21 protein-coding genes are annotated in these 20653 nt (G+C 39.1%); 18 read left to right on the top strand and 3 right to left on the bottom strand.

What is annotated here, in order from left to right; genetic code table 11:
- Positions 1-345: 345 nt before the first annotated feature.
- The 3 genes from flgN to flgA form a co-directional block, all read right to left on the bottom strand.
- On the bottom strand, positions 346-777 hold the full coding sequence (gene flgN / locus I6F53_RS16510; RefSeq protein ID WP_010553241.1) for a flagellar protein FlgN: 432 nt from the start codon (positions 775-777) through the stop codon (positions 346-348).
- On the bottom strand, positions 770-1090 hold the full coding sequence (gene flgM, locus I6F53_RS16505) for a flagellar biosynthesis anti-sigma factor FlgM (protein ID WP_197179224.1): 321 nt from the start codon (positions 1088-1090) through the stop codon (positions 770-772). The genes flgN and flgM overlap by 8 nt, the downstream gene beginning before the upstream one ends.
- A gap of 76 nt (positions 1091-1166) precedes the next feature.
- Positions 1167-1874, bottom strand: a complete 708-nt coding sequence (gene flgA, locus I6F53_RS16500; protein WP_197240371.1) for a flagellar basal body P-ring formation chaperone FlgA — start codon at positions 1872-1874, stop codon at positions 1167-1169.
- 140 nt (positions 1875-2014) lie between these two features.
- Between flgA and I6F53_RS16495 the strand changes: the two genes are divergently transcribed.
- The 18 genes from I6F53_RS16495 (at position 2015) to fliD (ending at position 20640) form a co-directional block, all read left to right on the top strand.
- Positions 2015-2950: a chemotaxis protein CheV gene (locus tag I6F53_RS16495; protein ID WP_197240370.1), complete on the top strand. Its 936-nt coding sequence runs from the start codon at positions 2015-2017 to the stop codon at positions 2948-2950.
- Between the two features lie 17 nt (positions 2951-2967).
- Positions 2968-3798, top strand: a complete 831-nt coding sequence (locus tag I6F53_RS16490) for a CheR family methyltransferase (protein WP_010553245.1) — start codon at positions 2968-2970, stop codon at positions 3796-3798.
- Between the two features lie 145 nt (positions 3799-3943).
- Positions 3944-4351: a flagellar basal body rod protein FlgB gene (gene flgB, locus I6F53_RS16485; protein WP_197240368.1), complete on the top strand. Its 408-nt coding sequence runs from the start codon at positions 3944-3946 to the stop codon at positions 4349-4351.
- A 5-nt stretch (positions 4352-4356) separates the two neighbouring features.
- A complete protein-coding gene (gene flgC / locus I6F53_RS16480; protein ID WP_024595786.1) occupies positions 4357-4788 on the top strand; it encodes a flagellar basal body rod protein FlgC in 432 nt (143 codons plus the stop codon).
- Between the two features lie 13 nt (positions 4789-4801).
- Complete coding sequence (locus tag I6F53_RS16475; protein ID WP_197240366.1) at positions 4802-5482, top strand: flagellar hook assembly protein FlgD; 681 nt, start codon at positions 4802-4804, stop codon at positions 5480-5482.
- Between the two features lie 60 nt (positions 5483-5542).
- The gene (gene flgE / locus I6F53_RS16470; RefSeq protein WP_197240365.1) at positions 5543-6865 is read left to right on the top strand and encodes a flagellar hook protein FlgE; all 1323 of its coding nucleotides are present in this window, start codon (positions 5543-5545) and stop codon (positions 6863-6865) included.
- Between the two features lie 157 nt (positions 6866-7022).
- Positions 7023-7766 (top strand): flagellar basal-body rod protein FlgF, encoded by a 744-nt coding sequence (flgF, locus tag I6F53_RS16465; protein WP_197240363.1) that lies wholly within the window; start codon positions 7023-7025, stop codon positions 7764-7766.
- Between the two features lie 21 nt (positions 7767-7787).
- Positions 7788-8576, top strand: a complete 789-nt coding sequence (gene flgG / locus I6F53_RS16460; RefSeq protein ID WP_002959420.1) for a flagellar basal-body rod protein FlgG — start codon at positions 7788-7790, stop codon at positions 8574-8576.
- A gap of 16 nt (positions 8577-8592) precedes the next feature.
- Positions 8593-9276, top strand: a complete 684-nt coding sequence (gene flgH / locus I6F53_RS16455; protein ID WP_197240361.1) for a flagellar basal body L-ring protein FlgH — start codon at positions 8593-8595, stop codon at positions 9274-9276.
- 11 nt (positions 9277-9287) lie between these two features.
- Entirely contained in the window at positions 9288-10382 is a 1095-nt protein-coding gene (locus I6F53_RS16450; RefSeq protein WP_154903518.1) for a flagellar basal body P-ring protein FlgI, read from the top strand.
- A gap of 172 nt (positions 10383-10554) precedes the next feature.
- Complete coding sequence (gene flgJ / locus I6F53_RS16445) at positions 10555-11571, top strand: flagellar assembly peptidoglycan hydrolase FlgJ (protein ID WP_197240359.1); 1017 nt, start codon at positions 10555-10557, stop codon at positions 11569-11571.
- A 1-nt stretch (position 11572) separates the two neighbouring features.
- On the top strand, positions 11573-13654 hold the full coding sequence (flgK, locus tag I6F53_RS16440) for a flagellar hook-associated protein FlgK (RefSeq protein ID WP_197240358.1): 2082 nt from the start codon (positions 11573-11575) through the stop codon (positions 13652-13654).
- Between the two features lie 2 nt (positions 13655-13656).
- Positions 13657-14877 (top strand): flagellar hook-associated protein FlgL, encoded by a 1221-nt coding sequence (gene flgL / locus I6F53_RS16435; RefSeq protein ID WP_197240357.1) that lies wholly within the window; start codon positions 13657-13659, stop codon positions 14875-14877.
- A gap of 333 nt (positions 14878-15210) precedes the next feature.
- The gene (locus tag I6F53_RS16430) at positions 15211-16170 is read left to right on the top strand and encodes a flagellin N-terminal helical domain-containing protein (protein WP_197240356.1); all 960 of its coding nucleotides are present in this window, start codon (positions 15211-15213) and stop codon (positions 16168-16170) included.
- A gap of 434 nt (positions 16171-16604) precedes the next feature.
- Positions 16605-17573 carry a flagellin N-terminal helical domain-containing protein gene (locus tag I6F53_RS16425; RefSeq protein ID WP_197240355.1) on the top strand — a complete coding sequence of 323 codons (969 nt, stop codon included), beginning with the start codon at positions 16605-16607 and terminating at the stop codon, positions 17571-17573.
- A 166-nt stretch (positions 17574-17739) separates the two neighbouring features.
- Positions 17740-18705, top strand: a complete 966-nt coding sequence (locus I6F53_RS16420; RefSeq protein ID WP_197240354.1) for a flagellin N-terminal helical domain-containing protein — start codon at positions 17740-17742, stop codon at positions 18703-18705.
- 87 nt (positions 18706-18792) lie between these two features.
- Entirely contained in the window at positions 18793-19209 is a 417-nt protein-coding gene (locus tag I6F53_RS16415; protein WP_197240373.1) for a flagellar protein FlaG, read from the top strand.
- A 30-nt stretch (positions 19210-19239) separates the two neighbouring features.
- Positions 19240-20640 carry a flagellar filament capping protein FliD gene (fliD, locus tag I6F53_RS16410; protein ID WP_197240353.1) on the top strand — a complete coding sequence of 467 codons (1401 nt, stop codon included), beginning with the start codon at positions 19240-19242 and terminating at the stop codon, positions 20638-20640.
- Positions 20641-20653 lie beyond the last annotated feature (13 nt).

Below are 20653 nucleotides of genomic sequence, written 5' to 3'. Positions count from 1 at the left end.
GGCGTATTTCAATATGGGGTAGAGCCAAATTTTTAAGGCTGCACTTAAAATTTTTCTTAAGTACCTACCTATGACATCCATGTAGGCAACAAAGAGTAAATTTCCCCTAGGCAGAACCCTTCGGGCAGCGCATGTTTGGCATTTATGCTGCGTTATCGCCTATTCATGGGGAATAACCACACTACATAGGCTCCGCCTTGCCTAAAAACCAAACATACTGCTGCAAATTCACCCACCAAAGAGCAACACGCCCTAATCATATTTATATCGCTATTTAAGAATAAAGGACATTAAAAAAGCCTTATTGATTTATCAATAAGGCTTTTTTAATGTAAATTTTTAGGCTTACGCTTTTAAGTTACGAACCAGTTTACTCTCGGTGTTTACAGACTTACCGGCTTGGTCGTAGGTCATTGACGTTGGTGCGCCAATTAATATCTCTTTTAATTGTTTAACGCTTAGTTGCGCTTGGCGAGCGGCATGAGCATTAACATTATTTTGTTTTTGGCATTGAGCCAGTTGGGTTTTAACTTGGCTTATTAGCTCAGATATTTCAGAATTTTGTGAGTCGTTACTAGCAATTAGCTTACTTAGTTCTTTATCAAGGGTGCTTAACTTAGTTAAAAAAGACATTTTCTGTTGGGCAATTTCTTTTAAACCAGCACCACGTCGTGAGGCAATAGCAGTAAGCTCGTCGTTCAATAGCGTATGCAAAGAGTCTAAGCAACTCACTTGTTGGTTTAGTTTGACGCTAATTAAACTATTATGATCAGCCATATACGTTAAACTCAAAATCAGCTAAATTTTTGGCAAGCTTTTCACTATCCACTTGGTATTTACCTTCAGTAATCGCTTTTTTAAGCTCAGCAACTTTGTCGCTGTCAAAGCCAGGCGATTGCTGCGCTTTATCTTGAAGCGTTTTTAATTGCTGTGCTTGTGGCGTTAAACTTACAGAATCACTAGCAGCTTTAGGCGAAGGAGCTTGAGCAGCTTGTGTATTTGTATTATCTTTTTTTAAATCAACCTGTTGTTGCTTTGCATTTGTAAGTGCATTAGCTTGTTGATTACTACCATTAACTTGACTAACCATAATAATAAACCTGTATATTGCCCAACTTATGCCAAGTTATCGGCATATACGTAGGATACTTTAGTATAAATCTAAATTAAATATTTACTTGAACAGACTCTACACCATCTACTCGTGCATTTAAAATTTTACCTGATTTTTTGTTTTTAATTTGTATTTGATCACCCAAAGTACCGTCTTCTAAAGCAATGCCTGTTGTTTTAATTCTAAGGCCTCTGAGGTTTGCGTAAATATTAACAGAATCCCCCTTACAAACCATACAAATTTGGTTTAGTAAAACGGGCATCCCGCTTCTAATATTTCGTTTACTTCTGCTACCTATTAAAATTGTGGGATCATCTAAATATTGCACCCTTACAAAGTGAGTTGGTTTCATTTCAACACTCAAATGCGATTTAGTTATTACCTCACCACGAGCTAAGTTAGCAATTGCAACAACAACGGGCGCCATTTCAACAACTCTTACATGAACATATTGAGCCCATGTTTGAGCATCATTACATTTAGCTTGTAAAGTTACTTGGCGGTTAAATGGTGGTTCATCGGAAGTTGATAATTCAAGGTCAGAATTACAAATACGATCAGGAATACGACTGTCTAAAGGCAGTGCACTTAATTGCATATTAGTATTTTTTAATGTACCAATTTGCTCAGTTATATAAGCAACAGCCATCTCTTGTAATAAATCTTTGCTAAATACTTTGGCCTGCAAAGGTAATGCAAAGCAGAGGCTAGCAACAAAATAAAAAACACTGTATCTTCTGACTTTTTTTAACAAACTCATAATGTTTCGACTATGCTTATGGTTTCAAACAGGGTATAAATATTTTGCGTCAAAAAGTAGACGCTCCCGCGATGTTATGTAGCTTTATAAATAGAAAGCAATTATCGTTCCGCATTATTTGTTTTCTTTAGGAGATTTGAATGGCAGGCATTTTAGACTCAGTAAACCAACGCACACAGTTGGTTGGGCAGAACCGCCTAGAATTACTTTTATTTAAGCTCAGAGGGCGTCAGCGTTTTGGCATTAATGTATTTAAAGTGAGGGAAGTATTGCAATGTCCTCCTCTTACAAGCATGCCAAAATCGAATGCTTATATTCGTGGTGTTGCTCATATTCGTGGTCAAACTATCTCAGTAATTGATTTATCAATGGCTGTAGGTGGGCGCCCAATAGAAAGTATTAAAGACAGCTTTATTATCATTGCCGAATACAACCGCTCGGTTCAAGGTTTTTTAGTGGGCGGGGTTGAGCGTATTGTAAATATGAATTGGGAAAAAATAATGCCACCGCCATCAGGTGCTGGGCGTTATTCATATTTAACAGCCGTGACCGAAATCGAAAATGAATTAGTAGAAATTTTAGACGTAGAAAAAATTCTCAACGAAATTTGCCCAGTAAATACAGAAGTAAGTGCTGAAGTTGCACAAAGTGGCGACATTCAAAAAGACTTAGGCGAGCGTATCGTATTTATTGCAGACGACTCCGCTGTTGCGCGTAATCAAGTTAAACGTGCCCTAGAGCCGCTAGGTGTTCAAACAGAGCTTGCTAAAAATGGTAAAGAAGCTTTAATTAGGCTTAAAGAAATAGCAGAACTTGATTGTAAAAACGACATTACTGAGCGAGTTGCATTACTTATTTCTGATGTTGAAATGCCAGAAATGGACGGTTATACATTAACAGCCGAAATAAAAGCAGATCCTAAGCTTGCACCATTACATGTTATTTTACATACATCATTGAGTGGTGTGTTTAACCAAGCGATGATAGAAAAAGTAGGTGCTGACGATTTTATCGCCAAATTTAACCCTGATGAGTTAGCAACTGCGGTTAAAAAATGGGTTCATAGTGACCAATAAAAATAGGTGTTATTGATTTGAATAATAAAGATTTGCAGCAAAGTGAATACGACCAGTTTCGTTCGTTTTTAGAGCAGCAATGCGGTATTGTTTTAGGTGAAAACAAGCAATACTTAGTTAAAAGTCGACTTGCTCCACTCATGGCTCGATTTAATGTGGAATCTTTATCACAATTAGTAAGTAAAACACTTGGCCTTCATGAGCGGCAATTAAGAGCCGCTGTTGTTGATGCAATGACCACAAACGAAACGTTATGGTTTAGAGATCAATACCCATTTGAATTACTTCAAAATAAATTATTTCCTGAATTTAAAGAGTTAAGAAGACCACTAAAAATTTGGTCTGCTGCCAGTTCATCAGGGCAAGAACCCTACTCGATTGCTATGTCGGTTGCCGAGTTTCAAGCTAAGCAACCTGGCGTGCTACGTATGGGCGCGCAAATTATTGGCACAGATATATCTAATACCATGCTTGATATGTGTAAAAATGCAGAATACGACGCGCTTGCACTTGCCAGAGGCTTATCGGCAGAACGCCGTAAAAAGTTTTTTAAAGATAGTGGCAACGGTATGGCACAAGTAAACGATACAATAAAAAAACAAGTTAGTTTTAGGCATTTAAATTTGCTTGATTCGTACGCGTTAATGGGCAAGTTTGATATTATTTTTTGCCGTAATGTACTTATTTACTTTGCACCTGAAATAAAAGCTAAAATTATTAATCAGTTTGCACAAGCGTTAAATCCAAAAGGGTACTTATTTTTAGGTGCATCAGAGTCTTTGACTGGCTTAAGTACTGAGTTCGATATGGTTAGATGCAACCCCGGTATTATTTACCAAAAGAAATAATTAAGCTAATTCCTTTCCCTAAAACGACGCACTCAGCGTCGTTTTTCTATTTAGATACATGACCTTATAAAAATATAACTACCCTTATTATAAATGGCTTATTTTTTGCTTTATTCATGGGTAAGTCAATTTTTTGGAGAAGGTTATGGCTATCAGTTTTGATAAAGCATTAGGTGTGCATCCGCAAGCCATGTTGATCCGTTCACAGCGAGCAGAATTAATTGCAACTAATATAGCTAACGCTGATACGCCTGGCTATAAAGCAAAAGATATAGACTTTGCTTCGGCATTAAAAGCGGCAAGGTCAACCCAACAAAGCGGCAATACTATGGTAAGAACTAACGATAAACATATTGGTGGAGGTACTCATAGTATGGGTGGTTCTGAATCATTTCGTCTTCCAAATCAATCAGATACAGGTGATGGTAACTCGGTTGATATACAAGTGGAACGAAACTTGTATACACAGAATGCTATGGAGTATCAGGCCAGCTTGCAATTTTTAAGCGGCAGATTCAAAGGTCTGAATAAAGCTCTCGGTAGTCAAGGATAAAAATTATGAGTTTATATAATGTTTTTGATATTGCAGGTTCGGGTATGAGCGCACAAAACGTTCGCTTAAATACTACAGCTAGTAATATTTCTAATGCTAATACCATTAGTTCATCTCAAGACAAAACGTACCGAGCGCGACAACCTGTATTTGCGGCTGAGCTAACAAAAGCTTCAGCATCAGCAAGTAATCAACAGGGCTCCGCAGTTGGTGTTAAAGTTTTGGGCATTGTTGAAAGTAATGCACCATTACAAATTGAATATAACCCAAACCATCCAAGTGCGGATGAAAATGGCTATATCTATAAACCCAACGTTAATGTTGTAGAGGAGATGGCAAATATGATTTCTGCCTCTCGTTCTTACCAAACAAACGTGCAAGTTGCTGATGCAGCAAAGCAAATGCTAAGTAAAACACTGTTGCTAGGGCAGCGGTAACCGAGGGTAGGTTATGAGTAACGATATTAGTACATCTTCATCCTATTTAGACTCTATACGCTGGCAAGAAAAGCAAGTAGCGACCAGCGAAGGTGAAAGCGATGCGTTAACACAGGAAGATTTTTTCTCCTTATTAACACAGCAACTGTCGTTTCAAGATCCCAGTAACCCTGCGGATAACGACCAAATGATTGCGCAAATGACCAGCTTTACGATGGCGCAAGGCATCAGCGATTTAAATTCGAATTTTGATAGCTTAGCGACTTCGATGACATCAAATTCAGCCCTGCAAGCATCAACACTTGTCGGCAAGCAAGCTTTACTTGAATCAAACACCCTTGATTTAAATGAAACGGGTGATGCTAAAGGTTCGGCAGTGGCAGAAGAAGCCGTTGATAATTTAACGATTAAAGTGACTGATGCATCAGGTCAATTAGTAAAAACTATTGATATGGGTTCTCAACCAGCAGGTGCGGTACGTTTTGCCTGGGATGGCAAAAATGAAGCTGGTGAGCGTTTACCTGAAGGTGAATATTCAGTGACAGCTGAAGGAAGTACTGACGGTGAATTTTCAAGCTTACCCATTGCTACATTTAAGAACATTGAAAGCGTTAATATTAATGGCTCAAGTGGCATTATTATTAATACGAAAGAAGGTGCGGTTAGGCTGACAGATGTCGCAGAAATCGCGTAATAAATTTTAATTATACTTCGCCTGTCAGCAGGCTAAATATTAACAGGTTAGAGGTGAATTATGAGCTTCAATATTGCATTAACCGGCTTAGCTGCCGCACAAAAAGATTTAGACGTAACGGCAAATAACATTGCAAACGTTAATACAACGGGTTTTAAAGAGTCACGCGCTGAGTTTGCTGATGTTTACGCATCGTCAGTATTTAGCTCTGGTAAGACTAAAAATGGTGATGGTGTACAAACAACCATGGTTGCACAGCAATTTCATCAAGGCTCACTGCAATTTACAAATAACTCGCTTGATTTAGCTATTACGGGTGAAGGTTATTTTGCGATGAGTGAAGATCTAGGTGCACAGGATTTTACCTATACACGTGCAGGTGCATTTAAATTGAACAAAGATAATTTTGTCGTTGATGCAAAGGGTAACTTTTTGCAGGGTTTTCCTGTTGATGAGTCTACAGGTGATACAACTTCAGTTAGCTTGAGTACATCGTCAGCACTTCAAATACCTGACTCCTCAGGATCGCCACGCGCAACATCTCTTGTGTACAGTTCGTTTAATCTAGATTCAAGAGAAAATATTCCTTCTGTAACCACATTTAGCTCATCAGAAAGTGCAAGTTATAACTCCTCAACATCAACAACAATTTACGATTCGTTGGGTGAACCACACGTTTTACAGTTTTTCTTTGTAAAAACGGCTTCTAATACTTGGGAGACTCATGGAACTTTGGATGGAGAATCATTCGACGGTACTGGTGCTGCTGGTGTTGGAGCACTAAGTGAGTTTGGCTTTGATGCAAGTGGTATACCCTCAACTACAGATGGAGTAGGTAATACAGACACAACATTTGATCCAAAAGAACTTGATGCAACAAATTTGTCAGGTTTATTGACAAATGGAGCTAGCTTTCCAGATAACATAAAAATAAACTGGCGTGACGAAGCAGGAACAGCTAATAAAGTTCCTACACAGTATGCAAGTCGATTTGAAGTAAAAGCCCTTGAGCAAGATGGAGCAACCGTTGGTCGTCTAGCAGGTATAGATATAGGTACGGATGGTAAGGTTGTCGCTTCATATAGTAATGGGGATTCAACTTTTTTAGGTCAAGTAGCAATGGTTCGTTTTTCAAATTCGCAAGGTTTACAGCAAGTAGGCGATACAGCTTGGAAAAAGAGTTTAACATCGGGTGAACCTATTGCCGGAGAACCTGGTTCAGGAACTCTAGGTAATATAAATTCTTCAGCTCTTGAACAATCGAATGTTAATTTAACTAACGAATTAGTTGATCTGATAAGCGCACAGCGTAACTTTCAAGCAAACTCACGTGCGCTTGAAGTTAACTCAACTATTCAGCAGAGTATTTTGCAGATTCGATAAGTTACACTCAATTGAATATATTAGGCTGCATTTTTGCAGCCTTTTTTATAAGTCCTCTTTGCTAGCCCTTCTAAATACCTCTCAATGTTGCGTCAAATTTAATCTGGCATCTATTTTGCATTTGTAAGTTCAGAGATTTTTTATGTGAGTCGATACTATGGACAAAATGGTCTACATTGCGGCCTCTGGCGCTAAGCAAAGCCTACAGGGGCTTGCGCTTAAAGCCAATAATTTGGCGAATGCAAATACAACAGGTTTTAAAGCCGACTTTGCACAGGCGCGTTCTATGCAAGCGTTTGGCGAAGGTTTGCCTACACGTGTATTTTCAATGCAAGAGCGTCCGGGTTCTAACATGGTATCGGGTGGCATTGTTCAAACCGGGCGCGACTTAGATATCGCAATGAGCGATAACGCGTGGCTTGCCGTGCAAGATGCCTCAGGCAACGAAGCTTATACCAAAGTAGGTACGCTTAATATTACTGCGCAAGGCATGTTAGTAACAAGTCATGGTCGTCAAGTTATTGGCGAAGGTGGACCTGTTATTTTGCCTGTACCACTCGAAAAAATTGAGTTTAGTGAAGATGGTGCCATTCAGGTCCGTCCGCAAGGTGCACCGGCTAACTTTTTAGAAGAAGTAGATACGCTTAGAGTGGTTGAAGCAAATAGCTCACAGCTCGAAAAAGGTAACGATGGTTTATTTAGACCCAAACCAAATGTAACAGTAGATACCTCTGCCAATGTAAAAGTTTTAAGTGGTTCGCTTGAGATGTCGAACGTAAATCCTGTTCACGAAATGGTTGACATGATAAGCCACCAGCGCCAATTTGAATTACAAGTGAAATTAATGAAAACAGCTGAAGAAATTGACGAGCGTCAAGATCAGCTATTACGCATTGTTTAACTTTAAAGTGAGGACAATATTATGAACCCAGCATTGTGGATCAGTAAAACGGGGCTAGACGCCCAACAAACCGATATATCGGTTATTTCAAATAACTTAGCGAATGCGAGTACTGTAGGTTACAAAAAAAGCCGCGCTATATTTGAAGATTTACTTTATCAAAATATTAATCAACCAGGTGGTCGTTCATCGCAAGATACCGAAATGCCGTCGGGCTTAATGTTAGGTGCGGGTGCTAAAGTTGTAGCTAACCAAAAAGAGTTTACACAAGGCAACATGCTAACCACCGAAAACTCACTAGATTGGATGATTTCTGGTGAAGGTTTTTTTGAAGTACTGCAACCAGATGGCAATATTGCTTACTCGCGCAACGGCCAGTTTACTACCGATGGCGATGGACGAATTGTAACATCGGGCGCAGGTTACGTTATTCAGCCAGAAATGAATGTACCAGACGACGCGCAATCAATTACGGTTTCACAAGACGGCGAAGTATCTGTACGTGTTGCAGGGCAAGCCGATAACGTCGTCATTGGGCAGCTTACTATTAGTGATTTTATTAATCCATCGGGCCTTGAGCCAATCGGTCAAAACCTTTATACCGAAACCGCTGTAAGTGGTGCGCCGGTACAAGGTAACCCGGGTGTTGAAGGATTAGGTAGCATTATTCAAGGTTCACTCGAAACATCAAACGTAAATGTAACTGAAGAGCTAGTAAACCTAATCGAAACTCAGCGTATTTACGAAATGAACTCAAAAGTAATTTCGGCCGTTGACGAAATGATGAGTTACATCAATCAACAGCTTTAATAGCGTGGGGGGAATTATGCGTAATATTATTTTATTTGCAGCGGGCACATTATTTTTAAGTGGCTGTATGTCTACGCAAAATAGTGAAGTAGTGCAGGACGACCCTTACTACGCACCTATGTACCCCGAGCCTATTTTAGAGCCTCTGGTAGCCACAGGTTCATTGTTTAATACTCATACATCAAACGACTTATATTCCGATAAAAAAGCGCTACGTACTGGCGATATAATTACGGTTAAACTGCAAGAGTCTACTCAAGCTACAAAAGCCGCTAAAACAGAAACAGACAAAGAAACCGATGCAAGCTTAGACCCAGTGATTGGCCTAGGTGGCCTACCTGTAAATATAGGTGGCGATAGCATTCAGTTTGGTATTGGTAGCGATTCTTCGTTTACGGGCGATTCAAAATCAAACCAATCAAATAGTTTATTTGGCAATATATCGGTTAATGTAATGCGCGTTTTACCTAACGGTAACTTAGTTATACGCGGTGAAAAATGGTTAACGCTTAATACTGGCGAAGAGTTTATTCGTTTAGAAGGGCTAGTACGTCCTCAAGACGTAAGCGCCGATAATACGGTTGAATCAAATCGTATTGCTAATGCACGTATTCAATACTCAGGTAAAGGGCAAACGCAAGAAGCGCAAAGTCCTGGTTGGCTTACACGTTTCTTTAGCAGTTCGCTGTTTCCATTTTAGAGGGTAGTAACATGAATAGCCTTAAAGCTTTATGTTTAGTTGTGTTATTAGGTTGGCAGTTTACTGCCAGTGCTGAGCGCATAAAAGATGTGTCTATGGTTGAAGGCGTACGCTCTAACCAATTAGTTGGTTATGGCTTAGTGGTTGGCTTACCAGGAACTGGTGAACAAAACAGATATACACAACAAAGCTTTAAAGGCATGCTAAACAGCTTTGGTATTACGCTACCTTCAACTCAAAGCCCTAAAATTAAAAATGTTGCAGCCGTTGCAGTACATGCAGAGCTACCCGCATTTAGAAAGCCCGGGCAAACAATCGATATTACGGTTTCGTCTATCGGTAGTGCAGGCAGCTTACGTGGCGGTACTTTACTACAAACCTTTTTAAAGGGTGTAGATGGCAACGTGTATGCAATAGCACAAGGTAGCTTAATTGTAGGTGGCTTAGGTGCACAAGGTCTTGATGGCAGTAAGGTTGTAATTAATACCCCTACCGTTGGTCGTATACCAAATGGCGCAACCGTTGAACGCACCGTAGAAAGCCCGTTTATGCAAGGCGATTACATTACCTTCAACCTAAACCGCCCAGACTTTACAACGGCAAAACGCCTAGAAAAAACAATTAATGATTTGGTTGGCCCAAATAGCGCACAAGCAATTGATTCTGTTTCTATTCGTGTTATAGCACCACGCGACGCATCCCAGCGAGTATCGTACTTATCAACACTCGAAAACTTAGAATTTAAGCCAGCTGACATGGCTGCTAAAATTATAGTTAACTCGCGCACAGGTACAATTGTGATTGGTAAAAACGTTAAGCTTCAACCTGCGGCTATAACTCACGGTGGTTTAACAGTAACAATTGCAGAGCAACAAAATGTGTCACAACCAAACCCGCTAGCAAACGGCGATACCGTTGTTACCCAGCAAAGTATTATTGATGTAAACCAAGATGACTCGCGCGCCTTTGTATTTAACCCAGGTGTAAGCCTTGACGATTTAGTACGCGCAATTAACGAAGTAGGCGCAGCACCTGGCGACCTAATGGCTATTTTAGAAGCACTAAAAGAAGCCGGGGCAATTAACGGACAGTTAGTTGTTATATAAATAATCCAAGCTAATAAATCACGTATTACTTAAGCCCTATATTTTTGAAATTAGATATAGGGCTTTTTATTTACAGCAACTTAAGCTTATTATTTTTATCTTCCTTGTTTTATCGGTAGTGGCTCAATTTTTGCATTTTTAACTGCATTATTCATTTTGTGTCAAAAAGCCGATGGAAACTAACCACCTCGATAAGCAAAACTTTTTTGATTTAGGCAACTTAGATTCACTTCGTAAAGAAGCCTTAACCAGTGGCGATGCATCAACTGATGCCTCTAAAGCTGCGCTCAAAAAAGCGGCCGCACAATTTGAAGCTATTTTTACGCAAATGCTGCTCAAAGGAATGCGCAAAGCCAACGAAGCATTTGAAGACAAAGACAGCCCATTTAATTCAAGTGGCGTAAAGTTTTTTGAAGAAATGCACGATCAGCAGCTTTCAACAGAGCTTTCATCAAATGGCTCTTTAGGCCTTGCCGACTTAATTGTTCAGCAGTTATCGCCTGAATCTAAAAACTTTATGCCAGGCTCTGTACTTAGAACAACCAACGATATTTTTAGCGATACGCAAGTCGGGTCAGCGCTTCCTCATGAGCAAAAAAATAATCAACCCGATCTTATCGTTAAGAGCACTAAAGCCGATATTGCTGAGCCTAAGGTTAATACTGCAGAGTCTAAAGCCGATAGCCCAACCTTTAAAAATACAGAAGAGTTTGTAAGTTCAGTGTGGGAACACGCTAAAACTGCAGCGCAAAAAATTGGTTTAAACCCAGCGGTAATGGTTGCACAAGCAGCACTTGAAACCGGTTGGGGTAAGCACATAATTAATAAAAGTGACGGTGGCAGCTCAAATAACTTATTTAATATTAAGTCAGATAAAAGCTGGGAAGGCGACAAAGCAAGCAAAGTAACGCTTGAGTTTGAGCAAGGCACACCCGTTAAAAAACAAGCCAGCTTTAGAGCCTACGATTCAATTAAAGATAGTGTGAACGACTTCGTTGATTTTTTAACGCAAAACCCACGCTACCAAGAAGCATTACAAAATACAGCAAAACCAAATGACTTTTTAGATTCATTACAAAAAGCAGGTTATGCAACCGATCCAAATTACGCCAGCAAAATAAAAAAAGTGCTCAATAGCAGCCAGCTAAAAGACATTGCGGCAAACGTGATCCGCCAAGGAGTAGAGTAACATGTCGTTTAATTTATTAAACATTGCCAGTTCTGGGGTTAGAGCAAGCTCGGAGCTACTGCAAACGACAAGTAAAAATATCGCCAATGTTAATACAGAAGGCTACGTACGTGAGCGCACTGAGTTTACTACTATGGTTGATAACCAAGTGGGGCGAGGCGAAACATACCGATTACTAAACGAGTTTGCTCAGTCACAGCTAAATCGTGACACCTCAAATAAATCGTTTTTCGATCAATTTGTTACAGAGGCAAATAGAGTTGATACTATTTTTTCTGAAGAGTCGAATAACCTATCTACAGGTATTAACTCTTTATTTAATAACGTGCAAGAAGCGCTAAATCAGCCGTCATCTACCGTTGCCCGCTCATTAGTAATGACCGACGCACAAAGCTTAATTGATCAAATGGACAGGCTTTCAGGCATCGTGCTTGATCAAAAAAGTGTAGTGAACGAGCAGCTCGAAATATTTTCAGATGAAGCAAACTCACTAATTCAAAGTATTAGCACGTTAAATCAAAATATTGCAGCAGTAAACGGCACACGTAATGAAGCAGATGCAAGCTCAACTTATAATGAGCGCGATAAAGCAATACGCGACTTATCAGAGCTAATAGACATTGAAACGCTTGATGGACCAAATGGCGAAAAACTCGTTTTTATGGGCACAGGCGAAGCGGTTGTTATGCAAAATGGCGCATTTAATTTATTTTCGATGACAGGGGATCCTGATCCTAACTTTAAAGAATTCACGCTTGACGTTAATGGTGGCAAAGCTGTGCCGCTTGAAGTTGATGTAAGTAAACTCAAAGGTAAAATTGGCGGCTTACTTGCTTTTAGAGATGACATATTAGTCCCTGCGCAAAACCAAATTGGTCAAATGGGCTTAGCGATAGCTGACGCATTTAATGAGCAAAACAAATTGGGTATGGATGCAACAGGCCAGCTAGGGGGAGATATTTTTAATATTCCTACCGTTGGCGCTTATGCGTATCAAGGTAATAGCGATGGTGTTACAAATATGACTGCTACTGTTGAGCCGGGCAAAGGCAGTGAACTTCCTGCCAGTGATTTTATTATTACTTATACAGCTAATGCTAATGAAGTAAGTATTCAGCCTATAGATAACAAAGGAAACAATATAGGTGATCCGGCACTGGCTGATATTTCTAGTGGTGAAATTAATGCAGCTTCAATTAAAAGAGCAATACCACCAGCTCTACCTATCCCAGATACAGTTGAGGAATCTTTTGGTCTAAAAGTTAATATAAGCGGTAATGGTAATGTTGGAGATCAGTTTCAAATAAAGCTTAATTCAGATGCCGCTTCTAGCATCACGCTTGCAACAGGCCGCGGTGAAGACTTAGCACTCGCATCGCCTATTCGTACTGGCAACGATTTAAATAATACAGGTACAGCTACTATCTCAGCCGGTGAAGTTACAAATGTTTCAAAATTTACCAGTGAGCCTCTAGCTTTATCGATACCGCTAAATACAGGACCATTAATACTAATAAAAGCAGCAGAGCCCAACATGTATACTTTAAGTGATGGCACTAATACAACAGGTCAGTTTGAAGTTACTTCAAGTGAAAATATAATAAAGCAAGCTGAAGTTGCTGGAAAGCTAGCAGACCTAACAAGTTTAACTGCACAGGAAGTAGGATTTGACTTTGATATTGAAGGTACTCCTGCTTTAGGCGATAAATTCACTCTTGAGCTTAATAAAGGCGGCTTTGATGATAACCGTAATGGTTTAAAATTAGCTGACTTACAAAATGGCGAATTAGTACGCTTAAACGTAGAAACAACAGCAACTGCCGATAACCATAAAACGTTCAACCAAGCTTATTCAGGATTAGTGAGTGATGTAGGTGTTGTAACTGGTCAAGCAATTACAAGTGGGGCTGCATTTGACGCTTTAGCACAACAATCTGAGGCATGGTACGAATCACTATCGGGTGTAAACCTAGATGAAGAGGCCGCAAATTTACTGCGTTTTCAACAATCATACTCAGCATCAGCAAAGGTTTTAGCGACAGCTCAATCAATTTTTGACACATTATTAAATGCGGCGAGGTAATTATGCGTTTATCAAATAATTTAATGTACCAAAATAACATAAATAAAATACTCGAAAATCAGCAAGGTGTGAGCAGAGCTCAAGAGCAAGTTAATACACAGAAGCGAATTTTATCAACCTCTGATGATCCATCAGCTATGTCTCAAGCATCGCTTTATTCAGACAAAATACAAGCAAACGAGCAGTATGGAAAGAACATTACCATGCTTACTAGTCGCTTAACTAATGAAGAAACCGTACTTGATAATATAAAAAGCTCATTAGAGCGAGCGCATACATTAACTATTCAAGCAGGTAATGGAGCTTATTCCGATATTGATCGTGAAGGAATCGCAGAAGAACTAAAGTCGATACAATCGACAGTACTCGATTTAATGAATGCTAAAACAGAAGATGGTAAATATCTTTTTTCTGGATATCAAGATAATACACCTGCTTATAGTTATAACAGCGCGAACCAGAAGTATGAATATGGTGGAGATCAAGGGCTGCATAAAATAAAAATAGCCGAAGGTATCGATATAAAATCAAGTGATAATGGATTTGATGTTTTTGAAAAAGTACAAGCTAGGTTAAATGTAAGCTCAAATGATGGTGTCGTATCGGGTGGCATACTCGACTCCAAGGTTTACGTTAAGGAACAAGGACAATTTGATAGCTTTCATAGTGCTGAATATGATCCTTCAGGTGCTAATAATACCTATAGTGTGATAACAACAGCAGGGTCTCCTGCTACTTACACAGTTGAGCAAGGAGGGGATGTTTTAGCCCGTGGTAATATATCTGATGGACTTATTAAATTTAACGGGCTCGAAATAAGTATTTCACCTGTCGCTACGGGGCAAGTGGATTTCACTCTTGGGGCACCTCAAAAAGAGAACGTACTCAATACTATGAGCAATTTAATTGCGGGTTTAACAGATACAAGCCTAGATCAAGACGCTTTTGAGCAAGCACTTGCTGATGGTCTAGTGCAATTAGGTAATGGGAAAAACAAAGTATCGTTAACGCAAGCAGGCCTAGGTGGGCGCATTAATGCTGCAGATAAAATTTCCCAGTCAAATGCCGATTTGGATATAAACAATAAAGCGGCACGTGCCGATTTAGTCGAGTTAGATATGGCGGAAGCGATTACCGAACTAACTAAGCAAGAAACTGCCCTTCAAGCATCTCAGGCAACTTTTGGCCGTTTGGCTAACCTATCACTGTTCGATTACTTATAAGTAAAGGAGTAAGGCAATATATTGCCTTACTCCAGTATTTTCCCTGCCTTTTAAGATTATCTCCTTACTATTTAACAGCTTAATAATTTCCTGAAGGAAAAGACATGAACAGTAATCTTTTTAGTTATTTAATGAACGTCATTAATTTAGTAACTATAAAGCTTTTAAATTACATGGGCTTATAAAACAATGGAAAAAAAATAAAAAAAAAGCTAAAGGATTTTTCGACTAGACCGATAACTTAATTAACCAAGCAAAGCGTTGAAAGTAACAACCACTGCTTAATCTAGTAAGTTTGAGAGTAAATGATAAGTTTACTTCTGGAGAGATATCATGGCTTTATATGTAAATACAAATGTTAGTTCATTAAACGCACAAAGACAATTAAGTAATTCAGGTAATTCACTGGATACATCATTCCAACGTTTATCATCAGGTTTTCGTATAAATAGTGCAAAAGATGATGCGGCAGGTCTACAAATTTCTGACCGTTTAACGTCACAAATTAATGGCTTAAATCAAGGTAACCGTAATGCGAATGATGGTATTTCATTAGCACAAACTGCTGAGGGTGCGCTTGACGAAGTAACATCAATGTTTCAACGTATGCGTACATTAGCACAGCAGGCTTCGAATGGTTCAAACACAGATGAAGACAGATTAGCAATTCAAGAAGAAATGCGTTCGTTATCATCTGAAGTTAACCGTGTTGCAGGTGATACTACGTTCGGTGGTCAAAACTTGCTCGACGGTACTTATGACGCTAAGTTTCAAGTGGGCGCGGATGCAGTACAAACAATTGACTTTAGTATGCAAACAGTGGGTGCATCTACTAACTCTTTAGAAGCTAACGGTGGTTTCACATTATCTGGGATTGCTGGTGTTGCTGTAGGTGTGACAGGAAATACATTAAATGAGCTAGCTGATGGTGTAAGTGCTATTTCTGGTCAACCTAATACATATACTTTTGCTGATACTTTCAAAGCTGGTGATATTAGTGTATCAACTCAAGCAAATGCACAGGCTGTATTTGCCGGTATGGACTCATTAATAGCCGTAGTTGATAAAAAGCGTGCTGAACTGGGTGCTGTACAAAACCGTTTTCAATCAACGATTCGTAACCAATCGAATATATCAGAAAACTTATCTGCTGCTCAATCACGTATTAAAGATACTGACTTTGCGCAAGAAACGGCTAACTTAACTAAGATGCAAATTTTACAACAAGCAAGCCAAACAATTCTTAGCCAAGCAAATCAGCGTCCACAGGCTGCATTAAGCCTACTAGGATAATTAAGATAAGCTGTCAAACTGTTGACGTGAAATGAAAGCGCCCTTGTCTAATGGGGTATTAACAAAGGCGCTAAAGATGGATTATAAAGCGGAGGCGCTAAAAATCCGATAGTGTTCTAACATTTGTAAGAACATAACTATTAAAGCATAAAGTGTGCCATTTTATGCTTCATACACCCACTCTAAAACTTATCTTATATAAAGGCTCTATTTAGAGCCTTTTTTATGCTCGATCCCCTGTAGTATAACTGTTTGCATAACTATAAAAAGTTGGCCTAAAGCTTGCTCTACTCTTATTAAGTTTTTAAATAACCTGCAAAGTGGCAGTTTTTTGCCCCTGGCAATTAAAGTTTGCCGTTGTAATGAGTCACTTTGTCAAATATCACCAATTTCAGCTGGTGATTTAATTTTGACAGATAAGAAGAGAGTTTATTATGGCTTTATATGTAAATACTAATGTGAGTGCACTAAATGCACAACGTCAGCTAACAAATACAGGTAATGACTTAGATACGTCATTTAAACGTTTATCATCTGGACTACGTATAAATAGCGCAGCTGATGATGCTGCAGGTTTACAAATATCGGATCGACTCCAGTCGCAAATACTTGGTTTAAACCAGGGTAACCGTAATGCTAACGACGGGATCTCTCTAGCGCAAACGGCTGAAGGGGCGTTAGATGAAATAACGTCGACTTTCCAACGTATTCGTACGTTATCTCAACAAGCCGCCAATGGTTCAAATACAGATGAAGATAGATTGGCGATTCAAGAAGAAATTCGTCAATTATCTGCAGAAGTAAACCGCATTGCCAGCGATACTACATTTGGTGGTCAAAATCTACTAGATGGCTCCTATTCTGCAAGTTTTCAGGTCGGTGCTGATGCAGTGCAAACTATTGGGTTTAGCATGCAGTCAGTTGGTGTTAGTGATAATTCATTGGAAGCCAATGGAGGCTTTACTATTTCAGGTATTGCAGGTATTGCTGTAGCCGTTGGTGGTAAAGATTATGATGTTTTGGCTGCTGGAATCAGTGGTATTGATGGTACTGTAACGGCTGCATCATTAAGCTTCGCGGATGTATTTACAGCTGATGGAATTAGTGTTTCGACACAAGTTAATGCACAAAAGGTATTTGCTGGTATGGATTCTCTAATCGCGGTAGTTGATAAAAAACGTGCCGAACTCGGTGCTGTTCAAAATCGTTTTCAATCGACTATTCGTAACCAAGCTAATATTTCTGAAAATTTAGCATCAGCAAAATCGCGAATTAAAGATGCAGATTTCGCGGCGGAAACAGCTAACTTAACGAAAAACCAAATTTTACAACAAGCTAGTCAAACTATATTAGGCCAAGCGAATCAACGACCTCAAGCAGCATTGAGCTTATTACAAGGTTAAAAAATTAAATAAAAGTTAAATTATTTTACAAATAAAGCTAAAGCTTTCACTTTATCGGACGATAACTGAGTTAGAGAACTATCAATCTAGGACTCTAAGTCAGGTAATATAACAGGGTAGGGGTATCCCGTTGTATTGCTCTTAAAATGATAAAGCGGAGGCTATTATGGCTTTATATGTAAATACCAATGTGAGTTCATTGAACGCACAAAGACAATTAAGTAAATCAGGCAATTCCCTCGATACTTCGTTCCAACGTTTATCATCAGGCTTTCGCATTAATAGTGCAAAAGATGATGCAGCTGGTATGCAAATCGCTAACCGTTTAACAAGTCAGGTTAATGGTTTAAATCAAGGTAACCGAAATGCTAACGACGGCATTTCACTGGCGCAAACTGCTGAAGGTGCATTAGATGAAGTAACATCAATGTTCCAACGTATCCGTACCTTGGCTCAACAGGCTTCAAACGGTTCAAATACTGATGAAGATCGCTTAGCAGTACAAGAAGAAATTCGTTCTTTATCTGAAGAAGTTAACCGTGTTGCAGCGGATACTACTTTTGGTGGACAGAACTTATTAGATGGTAGCTATAATGCTAAGTTTCAAGTAGGTGCTGATGCAGTACAAACGATTAATTTTAGTATGCAAACAGTCGGTGCAACGACCAATACTTTAGAGACAAATGGTGGCTTTACACTATCAGGTATTGCTGGTGTTGCCGCAGGAGTTACAGGTAATACTTTGGCAGAACTAGCTGAAGGTATAAGTGCCATCGATGGTGCTACTCTTGCAGCATCTTTAGATTTTACGACTACCTTTACAGCTGGCGATATTAGTGTATCTACACAAGCAAATGCGCAGGCTGTATTTGCCGGTATGGACTCATTAATAGCGGTAGTTGATAAAAAGCGTGCTGAACTGGGTGCTGTACAAAACCGTTTTCAATCAACGATTCGTAACCAATCGAATATCTCTGAAAATTTATCTGCTGCCCGTTCGCGCATCCAAGATACAGATTTTGCACAAGAAACTGCAAATTTGACGAAAATGCAGATACTTCAGCAAGCAAGTCAATCTATTTTGAGTCAAGCTAATCAGCGCCCACAAGTTGCTTTATCGTTACTTGGGTAGTAAATACGCTTTATAAGCCACTACATGAAAGCAGAATATTTTCTTATAGTGGCCTATACTTTAGCTTATAAACAAGGGGGAGTTGTGATGATTGATTTTAATTCTGCACAAAGAACGAGCGAAAACTTCACTTCTACTAACTCTAGTCAGGTAAAGATTGGAATAGAAGATGAAAAGCGTAGTAAAGGCACGGAAATTGCTGGTAGAAAAGCAGTAAATATAGATAAAAATACTCTAGTAGATCAGCAAGAAAGAAAAAACTTATTTACTGAAGTAAAAAATAATTTGGAGAAGCTCAATGAGTTTATTCCAGTCACAGCTACAAATTTGATTTTTGAGTTTGATGAGCTAGGAGAACCACCAATTATAAAAGTGCTTGATAAACAAAGTAATGAAGTAATACGTGAAATCCCAACTGAAGAATTTAGAGAAGTTGCTAAAGCTTTAGATGAATTTGCCGATAAACTTACTAGTAAAGGTTTATTATTTAATAAAACGGCTTAGCAAGTTTGATTGCTACCAGGAGTAATTATTATGCCACTCATCACATCTGCAGGTATCGGCTCTGGTTTAGATCTTGAAAGTATTATTTCAGCCACGTTAGCTGCTGAAGATACACCTAAATTGAATGCATTTGCAAAAAAAGAAGAGTCATTACAAGTAGAACTTTCATCGTTGGGGGAAATAAAATCAGCGATGTCGAAACTGCAAGATACAATTGAGAAATTGGCAGATCCTGACAGCTTTAATAAACGTATAGCAAATATTACACAACCAAATAGTGATGACGGAGACTTAATATCCGTTACTCCGACATCGAATATTACGCCTGGAAACTTTAAAGTTGAGGTGATTGATCTTGCTCAGGGGAGTCGTGCTACCTCAAATGATAGTTTGTTTACTTCTACTGACGATGTAGTTTCTGCGTCTGGAGGCACGTTGTCTTTTGCCGCTGGAGATAAAAGCTTTGATTTAACGCTTGATGCTGGTGCTACACTTGCAGATTTACGTGATGCAATAAATGACTCCGATGATAATTTTGGTGTGACGGCAAATATAATAAATACTGGTACAGAGTCAAAGTTAGTACTTACTTCAAGTGTGAGTGGTACTGGTAATGATTTAGTCATCACCAATGATAACGCTGAACTTGATAATGTATCAACGGTAGCTAATAGTGGCGGAGCTGGTGGTATAGGAATTGCTACTGGTAATGAAGCTAAAGATGCTGTTATCAAGGTTGATGGAATCACAATTACCAATGATACCAACACCTTCAAAGATGCTGTACAGGATATGACAATTGTCGCTAAACGTCAAAGTGTCGGTGGTGAAACTGCAAAGCTTGCCGTTGAATACGATAAAAGTGGTGTTACAAAACTCATCGATGAACTGGTAACCAATTATAATAACTTAATTGGCCAAATCGGTTTGCAAACACGTGTAGGGAAGCCGCTTAATGGTGATTCAACTATTCGCTCTTTTGACTCACAGCTGGTAAATACGCTTTCTACCGAATTAACTGATGCTGGTCCTTTCTCAAGTATTTTTGATATTGGTTTAGGTATTAAGAAAGATGGTTATTTAGAGAAGTCGACACTTGTTCGTAGCCTGAGTGAAGCCATGGATGAAAACTTTGATGATATTGGTAAAGCTTTTTCTGGTGAGAATGGATTAGCTAAGAAGTTTGAAGAGTTACTTGATAACTATGTTGATTCAAGCGGTATAATGAAGCAACGTGAAAACTCTCTCAATGCTCAGCTAGATGAGTTGGATGATGATGTGATTAATCATGAATACCGTATGGAGTCCTTGGAATCCCGTTTGAGAAAACAATATTCAGGGTTGGACGTATTACTAGCACAAATGCAATCGACACAAAGTTATTTAAGCGCACAATTATCTAGTTTGCCAGGTTTTACAACATCAAAGTAACTTTCTTTTATTA

The sequence above is a fragment of the Pseudoalteromonas sp. SWN29 genome (assembly GCF_015864465.1).
Lineage (GTDB): Bacteria > Pseudomonadota > Gammaproteobacteria > Enterobacterales > Alteromonadaceae > Pseudoalteromonas.
This window is presented reverse-complemented; position numbering and strand designations above follow the sequence as displayed.

Bases quoted from the DNA above. Each gene is read 5' to 3' on its own strand.
- flgF (WP_197240363.1), top strand. From the start codon at position 7,023: ATGGACAAAATGGTCTACATTGCGGCCTCTGGCGCTAAGCAAAGCCTA.
- I6F53_RS16475 (WP_197240366.1), top strand. From the start codon at position 4,802: ATGAGTAACGATATTAGTACATCTTCATCCTATTTAGACTCTATACGC.
- flgJ (WP_197240359.1), top strand. From the start codon at position 10,555: ATGGAAACTAACCACCTCGATAAGCAAAACTTTTTTGATTTAGGCAAC.
- fliD (WP_197240353.1), top strand. From the start codon at position 19,240: ATGCCACTCATCACATCTGCAGGTATCGGCTCTGGTTTAGATCTTGAA.
- flgM (WP_197179224.1), bottom strand. From the start codon at position 1,090: ATGGTTAGTCAAGTTAATGGTAGTAATCAACAAGCTAATGCACTTACA.
- flgL (WP_197240357.1), top strand. From the start codon at position 13,657: ATGCGTTTATCAAATAATTTAATGTACCAAAATAACATAAATAAAATA.
- I6F53_RS16420 (WP_197240354.1), top strand. From the start codon at position 17,740: ATGGCTTTATATGTAAATACCAATGTGAGTTCATTGAACGCACAAAGA.
- flgC (WP_024595786.1), top strand. From the start codon at position 4,357: ATGAGTTTATATAATGTTTTTGATATTGCAGGTTCGGGTATGAGCGCA.
- I6F53_RS16495 (WP_197240370.1), top strand. From the start codon at position 2,015: ATGGCAGGCATTTTAGACTCAGTAAACCAACGCACACAGTTGGTTGGG.
- flgK (WP_197240358.1), top strand. From the start codon at position 11,573: ATGTCGTTTAATTTATTAAACATTGCCAGTTCTGGGGTTAGAGCAAGC.
- flgB (WP_197240368.1), top strand. From the start codon at position 3,944: ATGGCTATCAGTTTTGATAAAGCATTAGGTGTGCATCCGCAAGCCATG.
- flgN (WP_010553241.1), bottom strand. From the start codon at position 777: ATGGCTGATCATAATAGTTTAATTAGCGTCAAACTAAACCAACAAGTG.
- I6F53_RS16425 (WP_197240355.1), top strand. From the start codon at position 16,605: ATGGCTTTATATGTAAATACTAATGTGAGTGCACTAAATGCACAACGT.
- flgE (WP_197240365.1), top strand. From the start codon at position 5,543: ATGAGCTTCAATATTGCATTAACCGGCTTAGCTGCCGCACAAAAAGAT.
- I6F53_RS16450 (WP_154903518.1), top strand. From the start codon at position 9,288: ATGAATAGCCTTAAAGCTTTATGTTTAGTTGTGTTATTAGGTTGGCAG.
- I6F53_RS16430 (WP_197240356.1), top strand. From the start codon at position 15,211: ATGGCTTTATATGTAAATACAAATGTTAGTTCATTAAACGCACAAAGA.
- flgA (WP_197240371.1), bottom strand. From the start codon at position 1,874: ATGAGTTTGTTAAAAAAAGTCAGAAGATACAGTGTTTTTTATTTTGTT.
- flgH (WP_197240361.1), top strand. From the start codon at position 8,593: ATGCGTAATATTATTTTATTTGCAGCGGGCACATTATTTTTAAGTGGC.
- I6F53_RS16415 (WP_197240373.1), top strand. From the start codon at position 18,793: ATGATTGATTTTAATTCTGCACAAAGAACGAGCGAAAACTTCACTTCT.
- flgG (WP_002959420.1), top strand. From the start codon at position 7,788: ATGAACCCAGCATTGTGGATCAGTAAAACGGGGCTAGACGCCCAACAA.